The 18613-nt window shown below is 48.4% G+C and carries 15 protein-coding genes and 1 pseudogene; 7 read left to right on the plus strand and 9 right to left on the minus strand.

The window, feature by feature from the left end:
* The 5 genes from BZG83_RS12495 to BZG83_RS12515 all read left to right on the plus strand — a co-directional run.
* On the plus strand, positions 1 to 571 hold a 571-nt coding region (locus BZG83_RS12495), incomplete at its 5' end, for a GNAT family N-acetyltransferase (RefSeq protein ID WP_131825086.1).
* A gap of 10 nt (positions 572 to 581) precedes the next feature.
* The gene (locus BZG83_RS12500; RefSeq protein WP_077480984.1) at positions 582 to 1901 is read left to right on the plus strand and encodes a lysine N(6)-hydroxylase/L-ornithine N(5)-oxygenase family protein; all 1320 of its coding nucleotides are present in this window, start codon (positions 582 to 584) and stop codon (positions 1899 to 1901) included.
* Positions 1901 to 3106 (plus strand): MFS transporter, encoded by a 1206-nt coding sequence (locus BZG83_RS12505; RefSeq protein ID WP_077480986.1) that lies wholly within the window; start codon positions 1901 to 1903, stop codon positions 3104 to 3106. The genes BZG83_RS12500 and BZG83_RS12505 overlap by 1 nt, the downstream gene beginning before the upstream one ends.
* Before the next feature lie 240 nt (positions 3107 to 3346).
* Positions 3347 to 4165 carry a phosphate/phosphite/phosphonate ABC transporter substrate-binding protein gene (locus tag BZG83_RS12510; RefSeq protein ID WP_077480988.1) on the plus strand — a complete coding sequence of 273 codons (819 nt, stop codon included), beginning with the start codon at positions 3347 to 3349 and terminating at the stop codon, positions 4163 to 4165.
* Between the two features lie 3 nt (positions 4166 to 4168).
* Positions 4169 to 5806, plus strand: a complete 1638-nt coding sequence (locus tag BZG83_RS12515; protein WP_077480990.1) for a HAMP domain-containing sensor histidine kinase — start codon at positions 4169 to 4171, stop codon at positions 5804 to 5806.
* A gap of 12 nt (positions 5807 to 5818) precedes the next feature.
* Here BZG83_RS12515 and BZG83_RS12520 read toward each other — a convergent pair whose 3' ends face one another.
* From BZG83_RS12520 to BZG83_RS12550, 7 genes are all read right to left on the minus strand, one after another.
* Complete coding sequence (locus BZG83_RS12520) at positions 5819 to 7429, minus strand: EAL domain-containing response regulator (RefSeq protein WP_077480992.1); 1611 nt, start codon at positions 7427 to 7429, stop codon at positions 5819 to 5821.
* Entirely contained in the window at positions 7426 to 8757 is a 1332-nt protein-coding gene (locus BZG83_RS12525; RefSeq protein WP_241825764.1) for an ATP-binding protein, read from the minus strand. Before BZG83_RS12525 ends, BZG83_RS12520 begins: the two co-directional genes overlap by 4 nt.
* Positions 8758 to 8821: 64 nt before the next feature.
* Positions 8822 to 9964, minus strand: coding sequence for an HDOD domain-containing protein (locus BZG83_RS12530; RefSeq protein WP_077480996.1), 1143 nt, complete (start codon positions 9962 to 9964; stop codon positions 8822 to 8824).
* A gap of 268 nt (positions 9965 to 10232) precedes the next feature.
* On the minus strand, positions 10233 to 11240 hold the full coding sequence (locus BZG83_RS12535; protein ID WP_077480998.1) for a sphingomyelin phosphodiesterase: 1008 nt from the start codon (positions 11238 to 11240) through the stop codon (positions 10233 to 10235).
* A 164-nt stretch (positions 11241 to 11404) separates the two neighbouring features.
* Positions 11405 to 13678: a response regulator gene (locus BZG83_RS12540; protein WP_077481000.1), complete on the minus strand. Its 2274-nt coding sequence runs from the start codon at positions 13676 to 13678 to the stop codon at positions 11405 to 11407.
* A gap of 142 nt (positions 13679 to 13820) precedes the next feature.
* Entirely contained in the window at positions 13821 to 14906 is a 1086-nt protein-coding gene (hppD, locus tag BZG83_RS12545; RefSeq protein ID WP_077481002.1) for a 4-hydroxyphenylpyruvate dioxygenase, read from the minus strand.
* A gap of 305 nt (positions 14907 to 15211) precedes the next feature.
* Positions 15212 to 15556 (minus strand): hypothetical protein, encoded by a 345-nt coding sequence (locus BZG83_RS12550; protein WP_069586709.1) that lies wholly within the window; start codon positions 15554 to 15556, stop codon positions 15212 to 15214.
* A 232-nt stretch (positions 15557 to 15788) separates the two neighbouring features.
* On the opposite strand from BZG83_RS12550, the gene fabG reads away from it, so the two are divergent.
* Together fabG and BZG83_RS12560 are read left to right on the plus strand one after the other, a co-directional pair.
* Positions 15789 to 16520: a 3-oxoacyl-ACP reductase FabG gene (gene fabG / locus BZG83_RS12555; protein WP_077481004.1), complete on the plus strand. Its 732-nt coding sequence runs from the start codon at positions 15789 to 15791 to the stop codon at positions 16518 to 16520.
* Positions 16521 to 16551: 31 nt separating this feature from the next.
* Positions 16552 to 17259, plus strand: a complete 708-nt coding sequence (locus BZG83_RS12560) for an SDR family oxidoreductase (RefSeq protein WP_077481006.1) — start codon at positions 16552 to 16554, stop codon at positions 17257 to 17259.
* Between the two features lie 38 nt (positions 17260 to 17297).
* Here the strand turns inward: BZG83_RS12560 and BZG83_RS12565 are convergent, their stop codons facing one another.
* Both BZG83_RS12565 and BZG83_RS12575 read right to left on the minus strand, forming a co-directional pair.
* A complete protein-coding gene (locus BZG83_RS12565; protein ID WP_077481008.1) occupies positions 17298 to 17987 on the minus strand; it encodes a hypothetical protein in 690 nt (229 codons plus the stop codon).
* A gap of 386 nt (positions 17988 to 18373) precedes the next feature.
* Positions 18374 to 18613: pseudogene (locus tag BZG83_RS12575) on the minus strand (acetate kinase); the annotation flags it as partial.

The following is an 18613-nucleotide window of genomic DNA, read 5'->3' on the forward strand; positions in this document are numbered from 1 at the left end:
GCCACAAGGTGTGTTCTATCGTCGCTACTTTTATCACCTCAAACGCACCCTGACGCTGCGTCCGRTAGAAACAGAACGTGATCTTGCATGCTTTCACGCCTGGCATAACCATCCGGATATTGCCCCGATTTGGGAATTAGAGGGCTCGCTCGACTTTCATCGCCAATATCTACAAAAGGCGCACCATGACGCACATCTTATCCCCGTGATTGGCGAGTTTGATGGACAGCCTTTCGGCTACTTTGAAATTTATTGGGTCGCCGAAGACCGACTTGGGCCTTACTACGATGTCGATGCTTTCGATCGTGGTATCCATATGCTGGTCGGCAACCCTCACTTTTTGGGACGTCAGTTTTTTAGTACTTGGGCGCAATCGCTCATCCACTACTGCTTTTTAGCCGAATCTCGCACCTTAAATGTGATGGGAGAGCCGAATGCGGCCAATTGGCGTGTGGTACGCATTAGCCGTGGCGTAGGCATGAAAAAACAAAAAGAATTCGATTTCCCGCATAAGCGCGCCGCGCTATTGCAATGTGAGCGTCACGACTTTTTCGCGCAGTACGCGCAATAAGGATGTAGTTATGACAAGGCATTATTCTGTTTTAGGTATCGGGCTTGGCCCCTTTAATCTCAGTGCGGCGGCACTGCTGGCTCCCCACACTCAAACGATTTCAAGTTTGTTTGTTGAGCAAAAGCCACGCTTTGCATGGCATCCCGGTTTATTGCTCGATGATGCAAAAATGCAAACCTCGTACCTGAAAGACATGGTAACGGCGGTTGATCCAACCAGCCCTTATACGTTTATTAATTATCTGGTTAAAACCAAGAAATTCTATCCTTTTACGGCGCGGGGCGAACAGACGGTCTCGCGGTTAGAGTTTTCAGATTATATGGCTTGGGTGGCTCACCAGCTTCCCAATACCCAATTTGACACACCCGTCGTTAACATTACGCCACACGGCTCAGGCTTCGCGGTGAATACACAACACGGACAATTGACCTGTGATCATTTGATCCTTGGTACCGGTATCCAGCCGTTTATGCCTGACTGTGCTGAGCCATTTATGGGTGAGCAGGTCTTTCACGCCAGCGAACTGGCACTTCGACAACCAGACTTAAGGGGTAAAAAAGTCGCCATTGTTGGTGGTGGCCAAACCGGTGCCGATGTTTTTCAGCACGTCTTTGATGGTGAATTTGGCAAAGTTGCGCATATTGATTGGGTCTCTCGTCGCCCTAACCTCCAAGGATTAGATGAGAACCCATTTACTGATCAGTACTTTATGCCTGATTATGCAGAGCAGTTTCACGGTCTCGACCCCAAAGTCAAACACACTCAACTTGCACAACAAAAGCTGGCCAGTGATGGGATCACCGAGAATTGCTTACAAGGGCTATACCAACGCCTCTATCATGATAAATATGTACGCCGGTCACCGTCATGGTGGCGACTGCTTCCGGGACAAACACTCACGGGTATGCAATCGCACCCATCTGGTTACCAGTTAACCACAACAGCAACGTTGACCAGTGACATCGCAACAATCGATGCAGACGTGGTTATCTTGTGTACCGGATTTTCTCGTGCCCTGCCTCAGTGTCTCGATACCCTGCGCGATTGTCTCGAACTCGATGACAAAGGTCGGCCTAGTGTGAATGCGCACTACCGAGTAAAGATGCGTGAAGGCTACTCACAGGCATTGTATATGATGAATGTCGGCACGCATTGTCACGGCATTATTGAGCCGCAACTGAGTCTTGCGGCATGGCGAGCCGCCACCATTATCAATGCAATTAATGGTACACCGATGTACGATATTGCCCATCACCACGGCCTGCTTGATTGGACACTGGCGGCATCCTCCCCTGCCACACCTAAAATGCAAAAAGTAGCAGGTTGGTAATGGCCCACGCACACACACAAGCGGCGAGACAAACCGCCAGATGGCAACCGCTCACCTTGACCTTGATTGCTGCCTTGATGGGCATCGGTCAGAATGGACTCTTGGTCTCGCTCCCTCTGCTGGTAGCACAAGGTGGCTTTTCACTGTCAACATGGGCAGTGATTATTGCCGTGGGAAGCGTGTTGTTTCTCCCCGCCGCGCCATTTTGGGGACGAATGAGCGACCAACATGGTCCTAAGTTTGTGGTCCTGCAAGCGCTAACCGGCATGGCGATTAGCTTCGCGTTATTGCTTACTGCAACATTGGGCGCGCAAAGCAGCGCTACCCAATGGCCTTGGTTAGCGCTTGCGGTACTGGCACGGGTGATCTACGGCTTAACGGTCGCAGGGATGGTGCCGGCCAATCAGCATTGGGCCGTGTTACTCGCCGGTGAGGCACGCCGTATGCAAGCAATTACCTCCATCAGTATTGGCTTAAGCCTCGGCCGATTAGCTGGCCCGTTGATTGCCTCGGCAGTGCTAGTGATCAGCCCCTACGCGTCACTGACGCTGATGCTATTACTGCCACTATTAGGCGCAATCGCTATCAGCATGATGCCTCACTGCGCCGGTAAAAAGGACGAACCTCATTCATCCGCCAGTCTATGGCTCGCGCCAAAAGCCATTTGGCCCTACATGGGTTACGGCCTTGCCGTGTGTGCAGCGATTGCCCTGTTGCAATACAATCTCACCCCCATGCTCAATCACCTCACCGAATGGTCCGCCGATAAAGTTAGCCAAGCCATCGGCTATTTGCTGACATTAAGCGGTATCGCCACCTTAGCCGTACAAGTGTTAGTGGTAAAAAGACAGCGTCTGAGCACCGAGCGTATGCTAAGCCTTGGCGCAATCAGTATGGTGACAGGTTATGCCCTGCTATTAGTGCAACATTTTGCTGTGTTAGTGATGGCAATGGTGGTGATATCAGCTGCCTGTGCACTTCTTATCCCCGCCTATACCAGCCAAGCGATGCAACGGCTCGACCATGAACCGGGGAAAGTCAGTGGTTATATCGCGATGGCGCATACGCTGGGTTATGGGTTCGCGTCCCTGTTAGCAACGCTCACGCTAAATTATCCGCCCCTGCCTACGTTAACCTGCCTGCTGCTTTCCTGCGCCGTTGTCATTGGGGTACTGGTAATCAAACCTACGGCTTCGCCTCGTTAACTCACTCATAGAGCAGAGACACTGCCACTGCGCACACCTCCTGCCACTTTTCTCGCCCTCGGACGCGAACATCAGCTTATCACCGAGGGCGAACAATGCTTTGAGATTAGAAAGAAGACAAAGGTTCTCAGGTTACAACCTGATTTCATTGAGTTAATCACACGGAGTGGCGTGGCAAGGATAGATGCAGCTAACTACACTGTCTAATAGATCGTCAGCTACTGAGTGAGAGATGCGCAAATGAAAGGAATCTTGTTGTCACTGATACTGGGCATTGCTTTTACCAGCCATGCACACGCGAAAGACATTACCTTTGGTATCGTGCCACAGCAATCTGCGATTACATTGGCCAATAACTGGGGCCCGATTTTAGAATACGTCTCTCAACAATCAGGTTACAACCTTGTCTTTCGCACTGCCAAAGACATTCCCGAATTCGAAGGACGTGTGCTCACCGGTGAATACGATGTCGCTTATATGAATCCTTATCACTACACCGTTTTCCACCAAAAGCCTGGCTACCAAGCATTTGCGAAACAAAAAGATAAACGGATTCACGGTATTTTAGTCGTCAAAAAAGAGGCGTCCATTACCTCCCTTGACGAGCTTGATGGCAAGCGCTTAGCGTTTCCCTCCCCCGCCGCGTYTGCCGCCAGTGTGGTGCCACGTGCCGCGCTGAAGAATCAAGGTATCAGCATTACGCCACAATATGTCTCGTCCCATGACTCGGTATATTTGAACGTTGCACGAGATTTCTTTATTGCCGGCGGCGGCATTGAGCGCACCTTTAACAATACCAATGCTGAAGTGAGCGAGCAGTTACGCGTGTTATGGAAAACGCCCGGCTATACGCCTCATGCATTCGCGTTTCATCCCGACCTTGACCCTCAAGTAGCCGACGCGATTAAAGCCGCCTTCCTCTCCATGAATGACAGTGAAAAAGGCCGAACGCTGCTGGGTAATATCAGCTTCAAAGGGATAGAATCCGCGCAAGATGAGGATTGGGACGATGTGAGAGCGTTAAACATTACGCTGTTGCAACACTTGCTGAGTGAATAACCCATGTCCTTGCGATTAAAGACCATCTTAGGTGTCGCCCTGATTGAGGCGATCCTGTTGGCGATTCTGCTGACATTAACTCTCAATTATTTAGAAACCACCAACTATCAAGGGCTCAATCAACGCGCGAGTTCCACCACGCAGTTGTTCGCCTCCACGGTAAAAAATGCGGTGTTATCGTTCGATCTCGCCACCGTCGATTCTTTTACTCAAGAGCTACTCCATAACAGCGATATTATGTATGTCGCGGTTTTAGGCGATAACGGGAGAGTCTTATCATCGGCCGGTAACCTTCCTGATTCTTTCAATACAGCCATTCTTGAGATAAATGCCCAGTCCGTCACGGATGGGCTGTATGATGTACGCGCGACCATTTCTGAGTCTGGCATTGAGTTTGGGTCGGTCTGGATTGGCTTTGATCTGACCGGCCTGCTTGGCCAGATTAAAGACGCAAAAAATTGGAGCATGCTGATTGTACTGGGCGAGATGCTATTAGTAGCGTTGTTTTCTTACCTATTGGGAAGCTATCTCACCCAGCGCTTATCAGAACTTAAAAATGCTGCCGATACCATCGCCAGTGGCGAGCGAGACGTACACATTTCAACCCACGGGAAGGATGAACTGGCCAGCGTGGCCGCCGCGTTTAGCAATATGATTCAAGCATTACGTGACTCCGAGAACAAAACTGCGACCTACCAAAAACGACTAGAAGAAGCCAACCAGACACTGGAAAGTAAAGTGGCGCGACGCACGGCCGACTTAGTGCGGTCCAATGATCAACTCCGTGAGATAAATCATCAACTCAAGAAAACGCAGGAAAAGCTAGTCGAAAGCGAGAAAATGGCCTCTATTGGGACCATGGCGGCAGGGGTTGCCCATGAAATCAATAACCCCATCGGCGCAGTGAAAAGTAACCTAAAAATGTGTCAAGAATATCTCGACACCTACCAAAAGTGGACAGACATTGCCGAGCGCGTCATTCACCAATCAGAGCAGCTCGAAACCCTCACGCACTGGAAAAAGCGTCACTATGCCGATGACCTTTATGATGATTTTAGTGATAGCCTTGTCGATGCCAACGACTGTGTGCAACGCGTGATCAATATTGTTTCCGCCTTACAGCAGTACTCCAGCTACAGCCAACAAACACGACAACACTTTCAAAGCATTGAGATCTTTACGGTGATTGATGAGGCGCTGAATACTCTCTCACCACCGACGAGCCTCAAGATATCGATCGCCGCTAACGTATATCAACTGCCTCCAGTCATGGGACGCTATGAGGAGCTGGTGATGCTGTTTAAAGAAGTGCTCAAAAATGCGTTGCAAGCCTGTGAGCGGGGCAATCCAGACGTTGCACACCGTRTTGATGTGGAGGGGGAAAACAAGGGTGACTCGTGCACCATCACCGTGAAAGACTCTGGACCAGGATTACCGCGTGATCAGGCTCATCGTGTCTACGACCCCTTCTTTACCACCTTACCGGTTGGACAAGGTATGGGGCTCGGGTTGACGTATGTTTATGATATTGTTCGTCATCACCAAGGAGAAATACAACTCACCTCATCAACTCACGGCACTATAGTCGCTGTCACCCTCCTCCATCAGCGGGATCACGCTGTTGCGAATCACGCCTCATAACGACCGTCCGATTTAGGAAGGTGTTTTAAAATTCGCTAAAAATTCGAAAATATTATCTAGACTCAACGGTGCGCCAATGCCATAACCTTGCACACGCGTACACCCTTTTTCTCTCAAAAAGTCGATTTGGTTTTGATTCTCGACCCACTCAGCCACCACCTCGACGTTCATCAGCCGCGCACTCTGACCCACTGAAGTCAGGATCACTTCATCCATCTCACTCTGACCAATATTACGAACAAAGCGGCCATCTATTTTTATCACATCAAAGGGGAGGTCGCACATGGACTCAAACCCCGCAAAACCAGTCCCAAAGTCATCTAACGCACAGGAGATCCCAAGGGATTTCAAACGTTCCATTTGCTGGCGCGTTAATGAAAAGTCATCAATCCGATCAGTTTCTACCAACTCGACTTCAAGATATGCAATCTCATCGGGGTAGTACGGCGAAAGGTGCTGAATAACATCAACCACAAACCCAGTCTCTAATTGTTTTGCAGTGACGTTAACACTCACCGTTTTCGCGTAACCCGCCTGACGTAGTCGTCCAATCGCTTCCAGCGCTTGCTCAAACATCGAGGTGGTTAGCACATCTTCAAGTCGATACTGACTCAATAATGGCAAAAACTCCGCAGGGCTTTGGTAGTGTCCCGATGCGAGTCGACGCCTCACTAGCGCTTCAAAACCATCAATTTCATCGGTCACAATATTTAACTGAGGTTGAAAGAACGCCTCGAAGTGCTTGGCCTCAATATCGCGAATCAAGCTAACCAAACTGGCATCGTCTTGATGATCCTCAGGGCAAGGTAGCCAATAGAGCGCATCGTAGAGCGGTACTTTGTCGGCTTTACGCGCCTGAATGACCTCGAAAGACAATTCCTGCCAAGAGCGAAGCGCACTGAGCATTAATTGCATTGAAAGGTCTTTTTCCTCTTTTGCAGCATGCAAATGTTCAATCAGTTCGCTTAATAACCGGTGGCCTTCTGATGAATACTCAAACAGAGCAATAAATTTGTCGGCGATCCGATACCATTCGAATACCTCCAACTCATGCACGTGTTCACTCACCCTTTGCAGACGTTGATTCCCCAGCATCACCGACCCGGTGTCATTAAGATTGCTCGTGCCTTGGTTATCAATGATCGCCACAAGCCACGGTGTTTTTGCGTCTACCGCCATACCTTGAATTTTCTGGTTGAGCGCCTCTTTTGATAAGCAAGTAGTCAGGGTGTCGTTGGGCAAAGACGCGTGTTTATGGGTCAAAATGGTTTTCACCGTGTCACACAACACATCGCGATCCCACGGTTTGCTCACATACTGGCTCAACGCACCAGCATTAATCGCTCGAGACACACCCGGTAGATCGGCTTGGCCGGACAACATAATGGTGGCGATATCGGGATAACGCTGATGGATGTTAATCAGTAACTCTGCGCCATCCATATTCGGCATGCGGTAATCGGAAATCACAAGGCCAATGTGATGTTTGGATAAAATATCGAGTGCCTGCTGGCCCGACTCTGCGGTATGAATATGCGCCACAAAACGACGTAACTCTCGCTTTAACGCACGCAAAATATGTGGCTCATCATCAACCAATAGAATTTCCGTGTACGCCATCATGCGCTATGGCCTCCTCTTATCGCTTGTTCATCAGACGAGGCAATCTCGTCGGCGCAGTTATCTGAACACGGCAACACAATGGTAAACGTGGTCCCTTTTCCCAGCTCACTTTTAACCGTAATCTGGCCACCATGAGCAGCGATAATATCGCGTGACACCGACAACCCAAGCCCCGTTCCCTGCCCCACAGGCTTGGTGGTATAAAACGGTTCGAAAATCGTCGTCAGCGCCTCATCAGGGATCCCCTGCCCGTTATCTTTAATTTTTATCATTAAGTGCTCATCATCAAGAGGCGCAACAAGGATGTTTATTTTTCCCTCGCCCTCAATCGCTTGAGCGGCATTAATCAACAGATTGAGAAAAACCTGATTCAATTGCATAGGCTGACAAATAATGTCGGGCGTCTGTGGCGAATAGTTTCTCTCGATCTCAATGGCATACTTAATTTCGTTGTGGATAATCTTCAGTGTCGAGTCGATACCGCGACGAACATCGGTTGACACCCATTCGCCATTATCAGCACGGGAAAACTCTTTGAGATCTTTGACAATCGTCATCACTCTCGAGATACCCTCTAACGACTCTTCAATGAGATCGCTGGCATCTTCGAGTAAATAATCTAACTGAATCTTATCTTTTAGCGCCTGCCTATCAGCGCTCAACACCTTGTTCGCCGTAGCATCAATCTTTTCATCCAACTGATGGACATAAGCGGAATATTTCTCTAAGTAGTCATACAAGGTGCGGATGTTAGACGAGATAAAAGCGATAGGGTTATTGATTTCATGGGCAACCCCCGCCGATATTTGCCCAATCGACGCCATTTTCTCAGACTGAAGCAATTGGCTTTGCAGCTGCTTAAGCTCTGAAACCACTTCTTGATAGGCATCCGAGCTTCGTTTGAGTCGCTGACTATCCGACATGGTGGTGACTGAGTCTTGCTTCGGGGCCGCCAACATTGTGGGTCGGTAAAAACAAATCGCAACCTGTGTTACCACACCACACGCTGACGGGATGGGAAGAAACTCAATGTCTTGCCACTTATGTGCGGCGTCGCTCCCCACTTCCAAAGATGTATCAACGATGACAGAGCCGGAGGAAAGTAATGGCGTTCGCGTCAAGAAAACCGAATCGATGTTTTGCTGTAAAAATTGACGATGGACTGGAAAGCATGCCAATAGTGAGCGTCCGACTACTGTACTTTGGTTTGCTGGTAAGCGATCAAGGAAGCTCGCGTTTGCACTCTCAATGGTGTACTCATGATCGACGATACATATCGCTATTGATAGTTGATTGAACAATGCTAGTGACATGTCGCTATTCTTCACGTTTTCCCTCCCTATTCAGTCGACAGGGAAAACCTATAGTAACGTCGAATACCAACCAGTACACTCAGATCGTCTCCTGATACGATTGAGTAAAAAACGCGCCAATATTCGCCGACCAAGACTGTAAAAGTTTCGCTTTCTCGATATCGTTCGCCCGAATCCACTGACGGCAGTAATGTAGGAGTGCACCATCACTAGCCTGCTCACTGTCAGATAGCAAAGACGCCTCACCGCTAGCTAAAACAATTTCTGCCAATTCATAATCATAGCCCCACAAAATAATGATATAGCTGGAGACCACGAGCGCGGCATCAAAGCGAGATGGCAAATCACAGATGGGGTTTTTGCCACTGCCACGACAACCGAGTTCTCGTGCCATTAGCTCGCCCAGCGACGACAAGACAGAAGCAAGGTATAAGCGCTCAGCATGTGCTTTGTCATGGCCTAAAAAAGCACCCAGTGATTTGCTTAAATTAGCCAGTTCGATATGTTCATCGACCACCGCATAGTGCTCTTTGGTCGACAAGTGCTGAAACGCATTGTGCCCAACCATAGTGGCCGCAATGGATTCCACTGATTGAATACCCAATCGATTGATCGCCGTTTCTATGGACCAAGTTCGGTTGCGAAAGCCCAGATAGGCCGAGTTAGCCAGCTGCAAAAGTCGAGCAACCAGCGGCGGCTCTTCACTCACCACCCGCGCAATTTGTTCCATGTCAGAGTTTGGATTATTAATCGTGGCACGCAGTCGGCGGACACAATCAGGCAGAACGGGAAAATCCTCGATACCAATGAGGCGATTTCGTGTTTCACTATCAATCGGTAATTTGTAGAGACGCTCAACACTATTAAGCACATTAGCAAAGTCGTCTTCAGAAAACGGCTTGGGCAAGACAAAATGCACGCTGGGGGTTGCCAGCTCAGTGATCTTTTGCCGTGTATCTCCGGTGATCAGTGCTCGCACCGTCCCCGGATAGTGCTGACGAACCTGTTCTAGAAGTGCATCGCCCTTCAGTTCTGGCATCAGTAAGTCACTGATAACTAAAGACAGCGATTGATTCTTTAATACCCCTTTCTCCCACTRGATAGGATTTTTTACCAGACTAATCGTCCAGTCAGGTTTCAAGCGACGAATAACCCGACCAATTGCCTTCAATGTGAGTTCGTCATCATCAACATAAATGATGTGGAAACGCGGCTTATCCATGTTTTCCTCGCATTTATCCTCAAACTGCTTATCGTGACAGTCAGGCGGCAAATGGACGCATCACCAACGCAGCAATTCTGCTCCTCGGAAGACTATCCAAGGCCGGGAGTGCTATCGAATCCTCCCTTAAGCGTAGCGCATAATGCCAAATTTTCTTGGTACACAAAGAGAAATCAATCGTCTATTAATGGAAGGGAGGATAAGGAGCAAGATGATGGGGGCTCAATATGATTGAGCCCTATATGGCAGTGAATTACCGAGAGTCTATTTACTCAAATTCAAACTGTACCATCACCGGATAATGGTCGGAGAGCGCATTGTAATAACCATCATGGTAGGTTTGTCCGGCTTCTTCTGGCCACTCACCCTCAAGGTAATCCCAGTACCATTGATCCTTTGCGGTTAATTGCACCACCTTCATCTCAGGTTCATTAGCTGGCATGGCATGATCGCGACTCCACAAAATATAATCTAACGTGGTGTTGTAGTTAAGATCATAGTCAAAGTAATAAGCGTTCGCTTTCGTAAACCAATTGTGTTTGGCAGAAAAAGACGTTACTTCCGGTTCGGTGAAGCGCAGGGCACCATTTAAGGTCGCTTTCATGTCTTTAATTTCATCTTGGCGACTCCACTCCACATTCATGTCACCACCAATGATCACAGGCTCGTCAGCGGAAATCGCTGCTTGGTCGATAAAGTGTTTGATTTCCCCTAGCTGACCCAGACGCACTTGATGTTCTTCGTCGGACATCCCATCATGCGTGGCTTGTAAATGGGTGCCGATCAGGTGAAAGATCTCCCCATTTTTATCAATCTTGGCATACGCAAAACCTTTGTTAGCTTGATAGTCCCAACTGCCCTTTAAACTGTGATGATAAATATGGGCCTTTTGGGTCAAAATGGGGTATTTAGACAAGATTGTCACGCCACCACGTACGACAAATACTGAGTTGGAACAATCCCCGGTGAGAGCGTCCCAGCCTTCGCCACTGCAGTCTTGCCCAACGTTGGGAGTTTGATAAGGGTACAAACTTGCAAGCTGATTCATCGCTTGCTCGGCCTCTGCATTGAAGGCTTCACTAATCAGAATCACATCTGGTTGAGTGTCCATCGCTGCAATGGCTTTTGGCAACCGGGCCGCACGCTCTGCTTGATCCCAATCTTGAAGGTTACTCAGCTGCATAATGTTGTACGCCATGACATTGAGCTGGCCCGCTTGAGCGCTAAGGCTTAGCAGCAACGCCGCTGCCGCTGAGAGCATTTTTTTTATTTTCATGTTTCCTCTTTTCGTTTTGCTTTCTAATTATTACGGAACAAGATTCCGATAAAACATTAGAAGCCTAACGAATAGAGGTTAGACCACTCTAAAAATCCGTATGATTTTTTGATAGTTTTGTAACTAAGATCACAATTGCGACTCCCTTCTCAGTTTTTTTAGGGTTATGACTTAGTAAGAAGTTGAGTCTCGCTGGTAAAGGTATGTTTTTTAAGCATTGTTGCGAGATCGTCTTTACGAACCGGCTTAGCAATATAGTCATCCATGCCCGCTTCTAGGCACGCATCTTTATCCTCTGCAGTCGCATTGGCTGTCAGGGCCACAATAGGGGTTCGATTAAAGCGTGTTTCCTGCTCACGGATACGTCTCGAGGCTTGGTAACCATCCATAACGGGCATTTGACAATCCATAAAGATCAAATCAAACGGCTGCTTTTGCCAATAGTCCAAAGCCTGTTGGCCATTTTCTGCCACGGTGACGCGCACACCCAGCTTGGTGAGCATTGCCTCAGTCACCCGCTGATTCACTTTGGTATCTTCGACTACCAAAACGTGCAACCCGGCTAACGACGAACTTTGTCCTGTGGACCGTACGACGCCCAATGTTGGTTGACGCTGCTGCAGAATACGCACAAGGTGGCTCTTCAAATCATTGAACTGATAAGGACGCCCTAGGTAGCCTTCAATACCAGCACGTTCAATGCGCGGTTTGTCGAGGCCATCGGGCGCAGCAGTTAACATCATGATGGCTGGACTTTCCTTTCCAAACTGCGCCCTGATCTTGGTCGCCAGTGAAAAACCATCCGTTTTGGGCATCAACTTATCTAAAATCACCACTTTGAATGGATACTGACTACTGATGCGCTCTTCAATCAGCGACATCGCATCGTCTGGATGCATACAGCAAGTGACTTGACAACCCAAGTTACTGAGCTGTGCCGTGGTTATGCGCATATTTAAACGGCTATCGTCTACCAGCAGCATAGGCGCTCCGGCAAATAAATAGGCCTCTACCGGCGTGGCGAGGGGGACGTTGCTTTTGCTAAATCGAACGGTGAAAAAGAAACGGCTACCTTTGCCCGGTTCACTCTCCAATCGCAGTGTCCCACCCATCAGATGCACAATTTGCTGAGATATCGCGAGACCGAGTCCCGTTCCTTGGCTCTGTGCCGTTGGGTCATCGCCTTGCTCAAATTTATTAAAGATGCGACTTTGCTGCTCAAACGGCACGCCTGGCCCGGTGTCTTTGACTTCAAAGCGTAAAACACAGCTATCATCGCTCTCGCTGACACTCGACACCACCACCTCTACCTCACCGCTCTCGGTGAATTTCACCGCGTTACCGACAAGGTTAATCATCACTTGTCGAAGCCGAGGTGCGTCGCCGATCAGCAAAGGAGATATATCCTTGTCGATATCACAGTGAAACTGCAGACCTTTCTCTTTGACACGTAACGTGAACAAATTTTCTAAGTCTTTTCCCAACYCAAAAATATTGAGCTCTAAAGGTTCTAACTCTAACTTTCCAGCTTCAATTTTAGAGAAATCGAGAATGTCATTGATAATATCAAGCAATGAGATTGAGGAAGTCTCAAGCATCTCAATGAATTCTTGCTGCTCGTCATTGAGATCCGTGCCTTTTAACAGTGATGCCATGCCGATAATGCCGTTCATGGGTGTGCGGATCTCATGGCTCATATTGGCCAGAAACTCACTTTTTTTCTGACTCGCCTGCTCCGCATACCGGCGGTCGTCATCCATGCAGCTCAAGCGCTCTCGGCAACGCGCAATCATGGTGTTGTAACGCGTTTCTAAATCACTCCACGCGTGTCGATTCTTGGGCGTGGTGAGAAAAGTCGGTTTATTGTCAGCATCCCAAACATTAATTTGGTGGCGCATTTTCGCTAGTGGGGTGGTAAGTTCTCGGCTAATGATCCAAAGCGATATGGCAATACCGGATGCGCATAGGCACAGCCATGCTGCCACTGTCCACATTAGATGTTCACTCATACTCGCTTTTGTTGCCGTATAGTTCGAGGCAATGTTTAAACTCCCCAGCGTATACTCGTTGCCCGCATCGCGATAAACCAAAGGCCATGAATACTCGAGAGCTTGGTCTGAAGGGGCAACACCAAGCTCTACTCGGGTCCCGTCGCTATCAAAAACGCGCAAATAATCGATGTGAGGTTGCGCAATCAAGCGCTCAACTTGCCGCTCAAAGGCAGTGCTCTCTTCCCACCAAAGATGAGAGGCCATCACACTCAAGTCTTTTTCTCCAATCATCAACAAAGCACGCTTCACATCCGCTTTATGCTCTTGATAGTCGACATACAGTAGCAGCGCAGCAACCATCGCGGTTAACAGTGCCCAACACAGGGTTAGTTTGGTGATCAGCGCAACCGATAAAGAGCTACGAGCAACGGCGGTATCTGCCTTCATAGTCACCTAGTCCGTTTAAATCTCCATTAAAATTAAGCATAGAGGCATTTTCCGCTTTCAGCGAAAATTGTCATGATAAGTAGACAAAAAAGGCGCTCTCAAAGAGCGCCTACAAGACGATAGATTCAAATCAACTGTCTGGTTAATCCAACACGCCACGACGCATTTGATCTAGCTCAATAGATTCGAACAAGGCTTTAAAGTTACCCTCACCAAAGCCTTGATTACCCTTGCGCTGGATGATTTCAAAGAATACAGGACCAATGACCGTGTTGGTGAAAATCTGCAGCAAGATACCACTATCCACATCGCCATCAATCAATACTCGCGTATCACGGAGCTCGTCGATGCTTTCTTCGTGACCTTTAACACGTTCATTAATCTTTTCATAGTAGGTATCTGGCGTGTCCATAAATGCCATACCTCGTTGACGCAACGTACGGACTGTCTCGTAAATATTGTCTGTCGACAGTGCGATATGTTGAATGCCTTCACCGTTATACTCTTTTAAGTATTCCGCAATTTGCGATTTATCATCGCTTGATTCGTTGATGGGAATACGGATTTTTCCACATGGTGCGGTGAGAGCTCGTGATTTCAATCCTGTCTTTTTCCCTTCAATATCGAAGAAGCGGATTTCTTTAAAGTTCGCGATACGGTCATAAAAGTCGGCCCAGACATCCATATTGCCGATGTCAACATTATGGGTTAGGTGATCAATCACTTTTAAGCCAGCGTCAGCCTCTTTGAGACGTGATTGCCAGTCGTTGTAAAAATCAAAATCGACTTCATAGATGCTTTGATCGCCATAGCGATCAACAAAGTAAAGCAGCGAGTCACCAATGCCATAGACTGCTGGAATGCTTAACTCCATTGGACCAATGCTTGGTTCAACCACTTTGGCGCCTTGCTTCGCAGCATAGGCAATCGCATGCACGGCATCTTGGACACGAAATGCCATCGCATTGACACTCGCACCGTGCTTTTTGGCAAAGCTCTGTGCTTGTGACTCGGGCTCACCATTGACAATAAAGTTGGTGTCGCCTTGACGATACAACCAAACCTGCTTGTGCTTGTGTTTGGCGATTTCCGCAAAACCCATCAATGAAAACAGATTCTTCAGTGCATCAATGCCCGCTTGATCCGGCGCCGTGTACTCAACAAACTCAAATCCGTCCGTGCCCAGTGGGTTAATGGTTTTGACGGGCGCTTGCATAGTGGTCGTCATAATTGCTTCCTCCTTGTTCATGCCAATAGGAATAGCACCGTCAAAGAGGAAGCACTAGCATGACACCACCGACAAGAGGTTACTTAAATGTTAACCAAAGTTGTCATCTTTTATGAACAGTCATGCGCCAATGCGATAATTAGCGGTTTATCTGGGTGATACACTCTCTTTAAAGTGTAAAGAAACCCACCCACGCAAACATTTCATTTACATTTATGCAAACTAAAACGCAAACACCGCTGTCCTAAAAAGCAAAAAGGCCGCTCATGTAGCGGCCTTTGACAGCAGAAAAGAGATGAAGAGTGTCACACTTTCAAACTGTAGCTTGTTTGTTGCGCGTTCGGCGTGATCGTCTTTTCAACTTGCTCCATTAGCGCTTGCTGACGCTGGTTGTAAGCGTCCATTTTTGACTTTTGTGCTTCTTGCTCAGCAACGCGATCGATCAGCGACTGATAATCACGTTTTTCTTCGCGTTGCTCGCCGGATGCAGCGGCTTCTTTTTGTTCTTCACGCTCTTTGCGGATCAGTTCAGCACGCTCTTGCACGCTCATTGAGTTATTGAGACCGCCATTGACCTGATCGTCCTGACGATCGCGCTGACGCTGCATATATTGCTGCGCCAAAGGTTGCGAATTGATTGACGTCGGCATAGGTCCTCTCTCAAACAAGGTGACATCTTGATTAAATTTTAGCCTATCCGCCCACAAATTGATATGCCAATTTATCATAGACAGAGAAGTGCATGGCCTAGTTGTTGCAAGCTTATCGAATGTAAGCATGGCCTTAGGCAATACAGACGCCCAAGAAATTACTGATCGATGCCTCACCGCTTTGCGTTGTTGTTATAGAAGGCGTGGGGTACCACTAAAAAGGAGCACACAGATGCTAGCAGGAAAACATTGTGTCATTACCGGCGCTGCCCAAGGAATTGGTCGCGCGATTGTTGAAACCTTCATTGCACAAGGTGCGGAGAAAATCTACGCCATCGATCTCAACATGGATGCAATGACCGATTGGCAAGACCATGCAATTATTCAGCCCATCGCGCTCAATGTGTGTGATCGTGACGCTGTTTCCAGTTGGGTGCAAACATTGCACCAACAAAATGCGCCTGTCGATGTGTTGGTGAATAACGCTGGGATTACCCGCGATAACCTACTCACCAAAATGACAGAAGGTGATTGGGATGCCGTCATTGATGTCAATCTTAAAGGGGTATTCTCCATCACCCAAGCCATTGCTCCGCTGATGCTAGAGCAAGAAAAAGGCGCGATTGTGACGCTATCATCTGTGGTGGGGACGGACGGCAACATCGGCCAAACCAATTATGCGGCCTCCAAAGGGGGTGTGATCGCCATGACTAAAACATGGTCCAAAGAGCTCGCCCGCCACGGTGCAAAAATACGCGCCAACTGTGTCGCGCCTGGTTTTATCGAGACACCAATGACAGCCAACCTGCCCGAGAAGGTGATTGATATGATGAAAGCCAAGACACCATTGGGCCGAATGGGAACGGCGCAAGATATTGCTGATGCTATCTGCTTTTTAGCCAGCGATAAGGCAAGCTTTATTACCGGTCAAACACTTAAAGTCGATGGCGGATTAGTCATATAATGGTGGCAACGCCAACTATTTAGAGGTATGCATGACGCCAACACTTTTCATTACGGGCGCAAACCGGGGAATAGGACTCGCGTTAACAGAGTTGTACCTAGAGCACGGCTGGCAAGTGATTGCTTGCTGCCGTTTTCCCGGCTCTGCCCCTCATTTAATGACACTTAAAAATCGCTACACCGCGCTCTCAACCCATGCACTCGACGTGACAGACCACACCGCCGTACAGCAGCTCGCATCAGAGCTGAGCGACGTCCCCATCCATTTGTTGATCAACAATGCTGGGCTCTATGGTCCCAAAGGCTACGCATTCGGTGAAGTCGACACGGCCGCATGGCGCGATGTTTTAGAAGTGAACACCATAGCACCACTCGTCATCGCCGAGCATTTTACGCCACATCTCACAAAGGCTCGTCACAGTGGTCACACGCCCATTTTTGCTTTTCTTTCCTCCAAAGTAGGTAGCATGAGCGACAATCAATCGGGGGGCGGTTACATCTACCGGAGTTCAAAAGCAGCGCTGAATGCAGTGATCAAAAGTCTTTCCATCGATCTTCGCGACCAAGGTATCCGTGCGGTTGCGTTGCACCCTGGCTGGGTACAAACACAGATGGGCGGACCCAATGCGCTGATTAACGCTCAAGAGTCCGCTCAGGGATTGAAGCAGGTGCTGGATACCCTTACCGATAGCCAAAACGGCAGTTTTATCGATTATCAAGGCAAAGAGATTGGCTGGTAAGGCTTTAGGCGGCGCCAAAGCCGCCTTAGACAATCCCATTAAATCGGGAAGAAAGTCATCGATGCCATGCTATGCACGACTTGATTGATATGGCGATTGGTACTGTCGGCGACCATGACCGCCATCATGTCCTGAATGAGGATCATCTGACTAAACAAGCGCTCATAGCTGTAATTGGGCACACCATTTTTACCCACACCGTTACTCAGTAAAAGCTGCTCGCCATTATCATCTTTCTCGTTGTTCAATAACCAAGCCACTTTTTCGAGATTGCGTGCACAGTTGTAAAGCTTTTGCTGATCAATATCGTCAAGTAAGAAAAATTCCAGCTGATGATTGTAACTCGCACTGATCATGCCAGTAACACCCGCCATCAACGCAAATACTCGATCGCCTCTAAACTCGCTAGAGAACGCCAGTGGTAACAGCGCAATCCCATCCATGCCTCCCAGTTCACGAAAGCCGTTTTCGGGACGTTTCTCAGCCATGAGCTGAGCAACACGCTTTTCGATCGTCATTCCCGGTACTTTTCTAAGCTCTCGCGGATTACGCTTGTAGAGTTTTACGATCAATTGCTCTGTCAGATCGCGAATTTCCGCTATATGGATATCCGTGATCAGATCCATGTCCGACTTGGCGAGATTCTTAATATCGAAGGGCCTGCCCAGTTTTTGCGCACACCCTGTGAGGCTGAGCACCACTAAGCCCATCCATACCCAGCGCATCATAAAAAACATCCTTGCGTTCTGTGTCCGGCGATAGAATACCGATTTAATTTTACACGGTGCGCATCAACAAAAAATCTTGTATGCAATGTCACACTTTGGTGTGTCTTGCTGACCCAGTTTTGATTAAATCATGTAAAAACAACTAATTAATCAACGCGCCAATGCAGTCATCGGTGAGGAATACCAACTCGATTATTTGGTTAGTCGCCTCGATACCAATCGCGTGCTCGAAAAGCAGCCACTCCTCTTTTCTGAGCCGATTAACGCCTACATAGTGCTATCAAAAAAATCTCACCATGCGGAGGCAGTCGCTCAGCTCAGTAACACAATTGCACAGATGATGGATTCTGGGCAGATTGAATCGATGAAGCGTGATTATTTACGCCCTAATGAGTGAGCGTCTTTTGATACATRGTAAGGCAGTCTTCTGCGATCACTTGCTCTTCATCGGTCGGGATCACCCAGACCCCGACTCGACTCGTGGTGCTCGAAATACAGGATTGGCTGGCTTGATTCGCCTCGCCATCTAAATCCACTCCCAGCCACTGGCAATGGGCCGCTACCTGCTCTCGTACTGGCGCGGCGTGCTCGCCAATCCCAGCAGTAAAGACAATATGATCTAACCC

This window comes from Salinivibrio sp. PR919 (assembly GCF_001995355.1).
GTDB classification, from domain to species: Bacteria; Pseudomonadota; Gammaproteobacteria; order Enterobacterales; family Vibrionaceae; genus Salinivibrio; species Salinivibrio proteolyticus.

What these genes read in the sequence shown, in the direction of transcription:
- BZG83_RS12505 (WP_077480986.1), top strand. Translation starts at nt 1,901, where the DNA reads ATGGCCCACGCACACACACAAGCGGCGAGACAAACCGCCAGATGGCAA.
- BZG83_RS12520 (WP_077480992.1), bottom strand. Translation starts at nt 7,429, where the DNA reads ATGATGGCGTACACGGAAATTCTATTGGTTGATGATGAGCCACATATT.
- BZG83_RS12500 (WP_077480984.1), top strand. Translation starts at nt 582, where the DNA reads ATGACAAGGCATTATTCTGTTTTAGGTATCGGGCTTGGCCCCTTTAAT.
- BZG83_RS12550 (WP_069586709.1), bottom strand. Translation starts at nt 15,556, where the DNA reads ATGCCGACGTCAATCAATTCGCAACCTTTGGCGCAGCAATATATGCAG.
- BZG83_RS12560 (WP_077481006.1), top strand. Translation starts at nt 16,552, where the DNA reads ATGACGCCAACACTTTTCATTACGGGCGCAAACCGGGGAATAGGACTC.
- BZG83_RS12565 (WP_077481008.1), bottom strand. Translation starts at nt 17,987, where the DNA reads ATGATGCGCTGGGTATGGATGGGCTTAGTGGTGCTCAGCCTCACAGGG.
- hppD (WP_077481002.1), bottom strand. Translation starts at nt 14,906, where the DNA reads ATGACGACCACTATGCAAGCGCCCGTCAAAACCATTAACCCACTGGGC.
- fabG (WP_077481004.1), top strand. Translation starts at nt 15,789, where the DNA reads ATGCTAGCAGGAAAACATTGTGTCATTACCGGCGCTGCCCAAGGAATT.
- BZG83_RS12535 (WP_077480998.1), bottom strand. Translation starts at nt 11,240, where the DNA reads ATGAAAATAAAAAAAATGCTCTCAGCGGCAGCGGCGTTGCTGCTAAGC.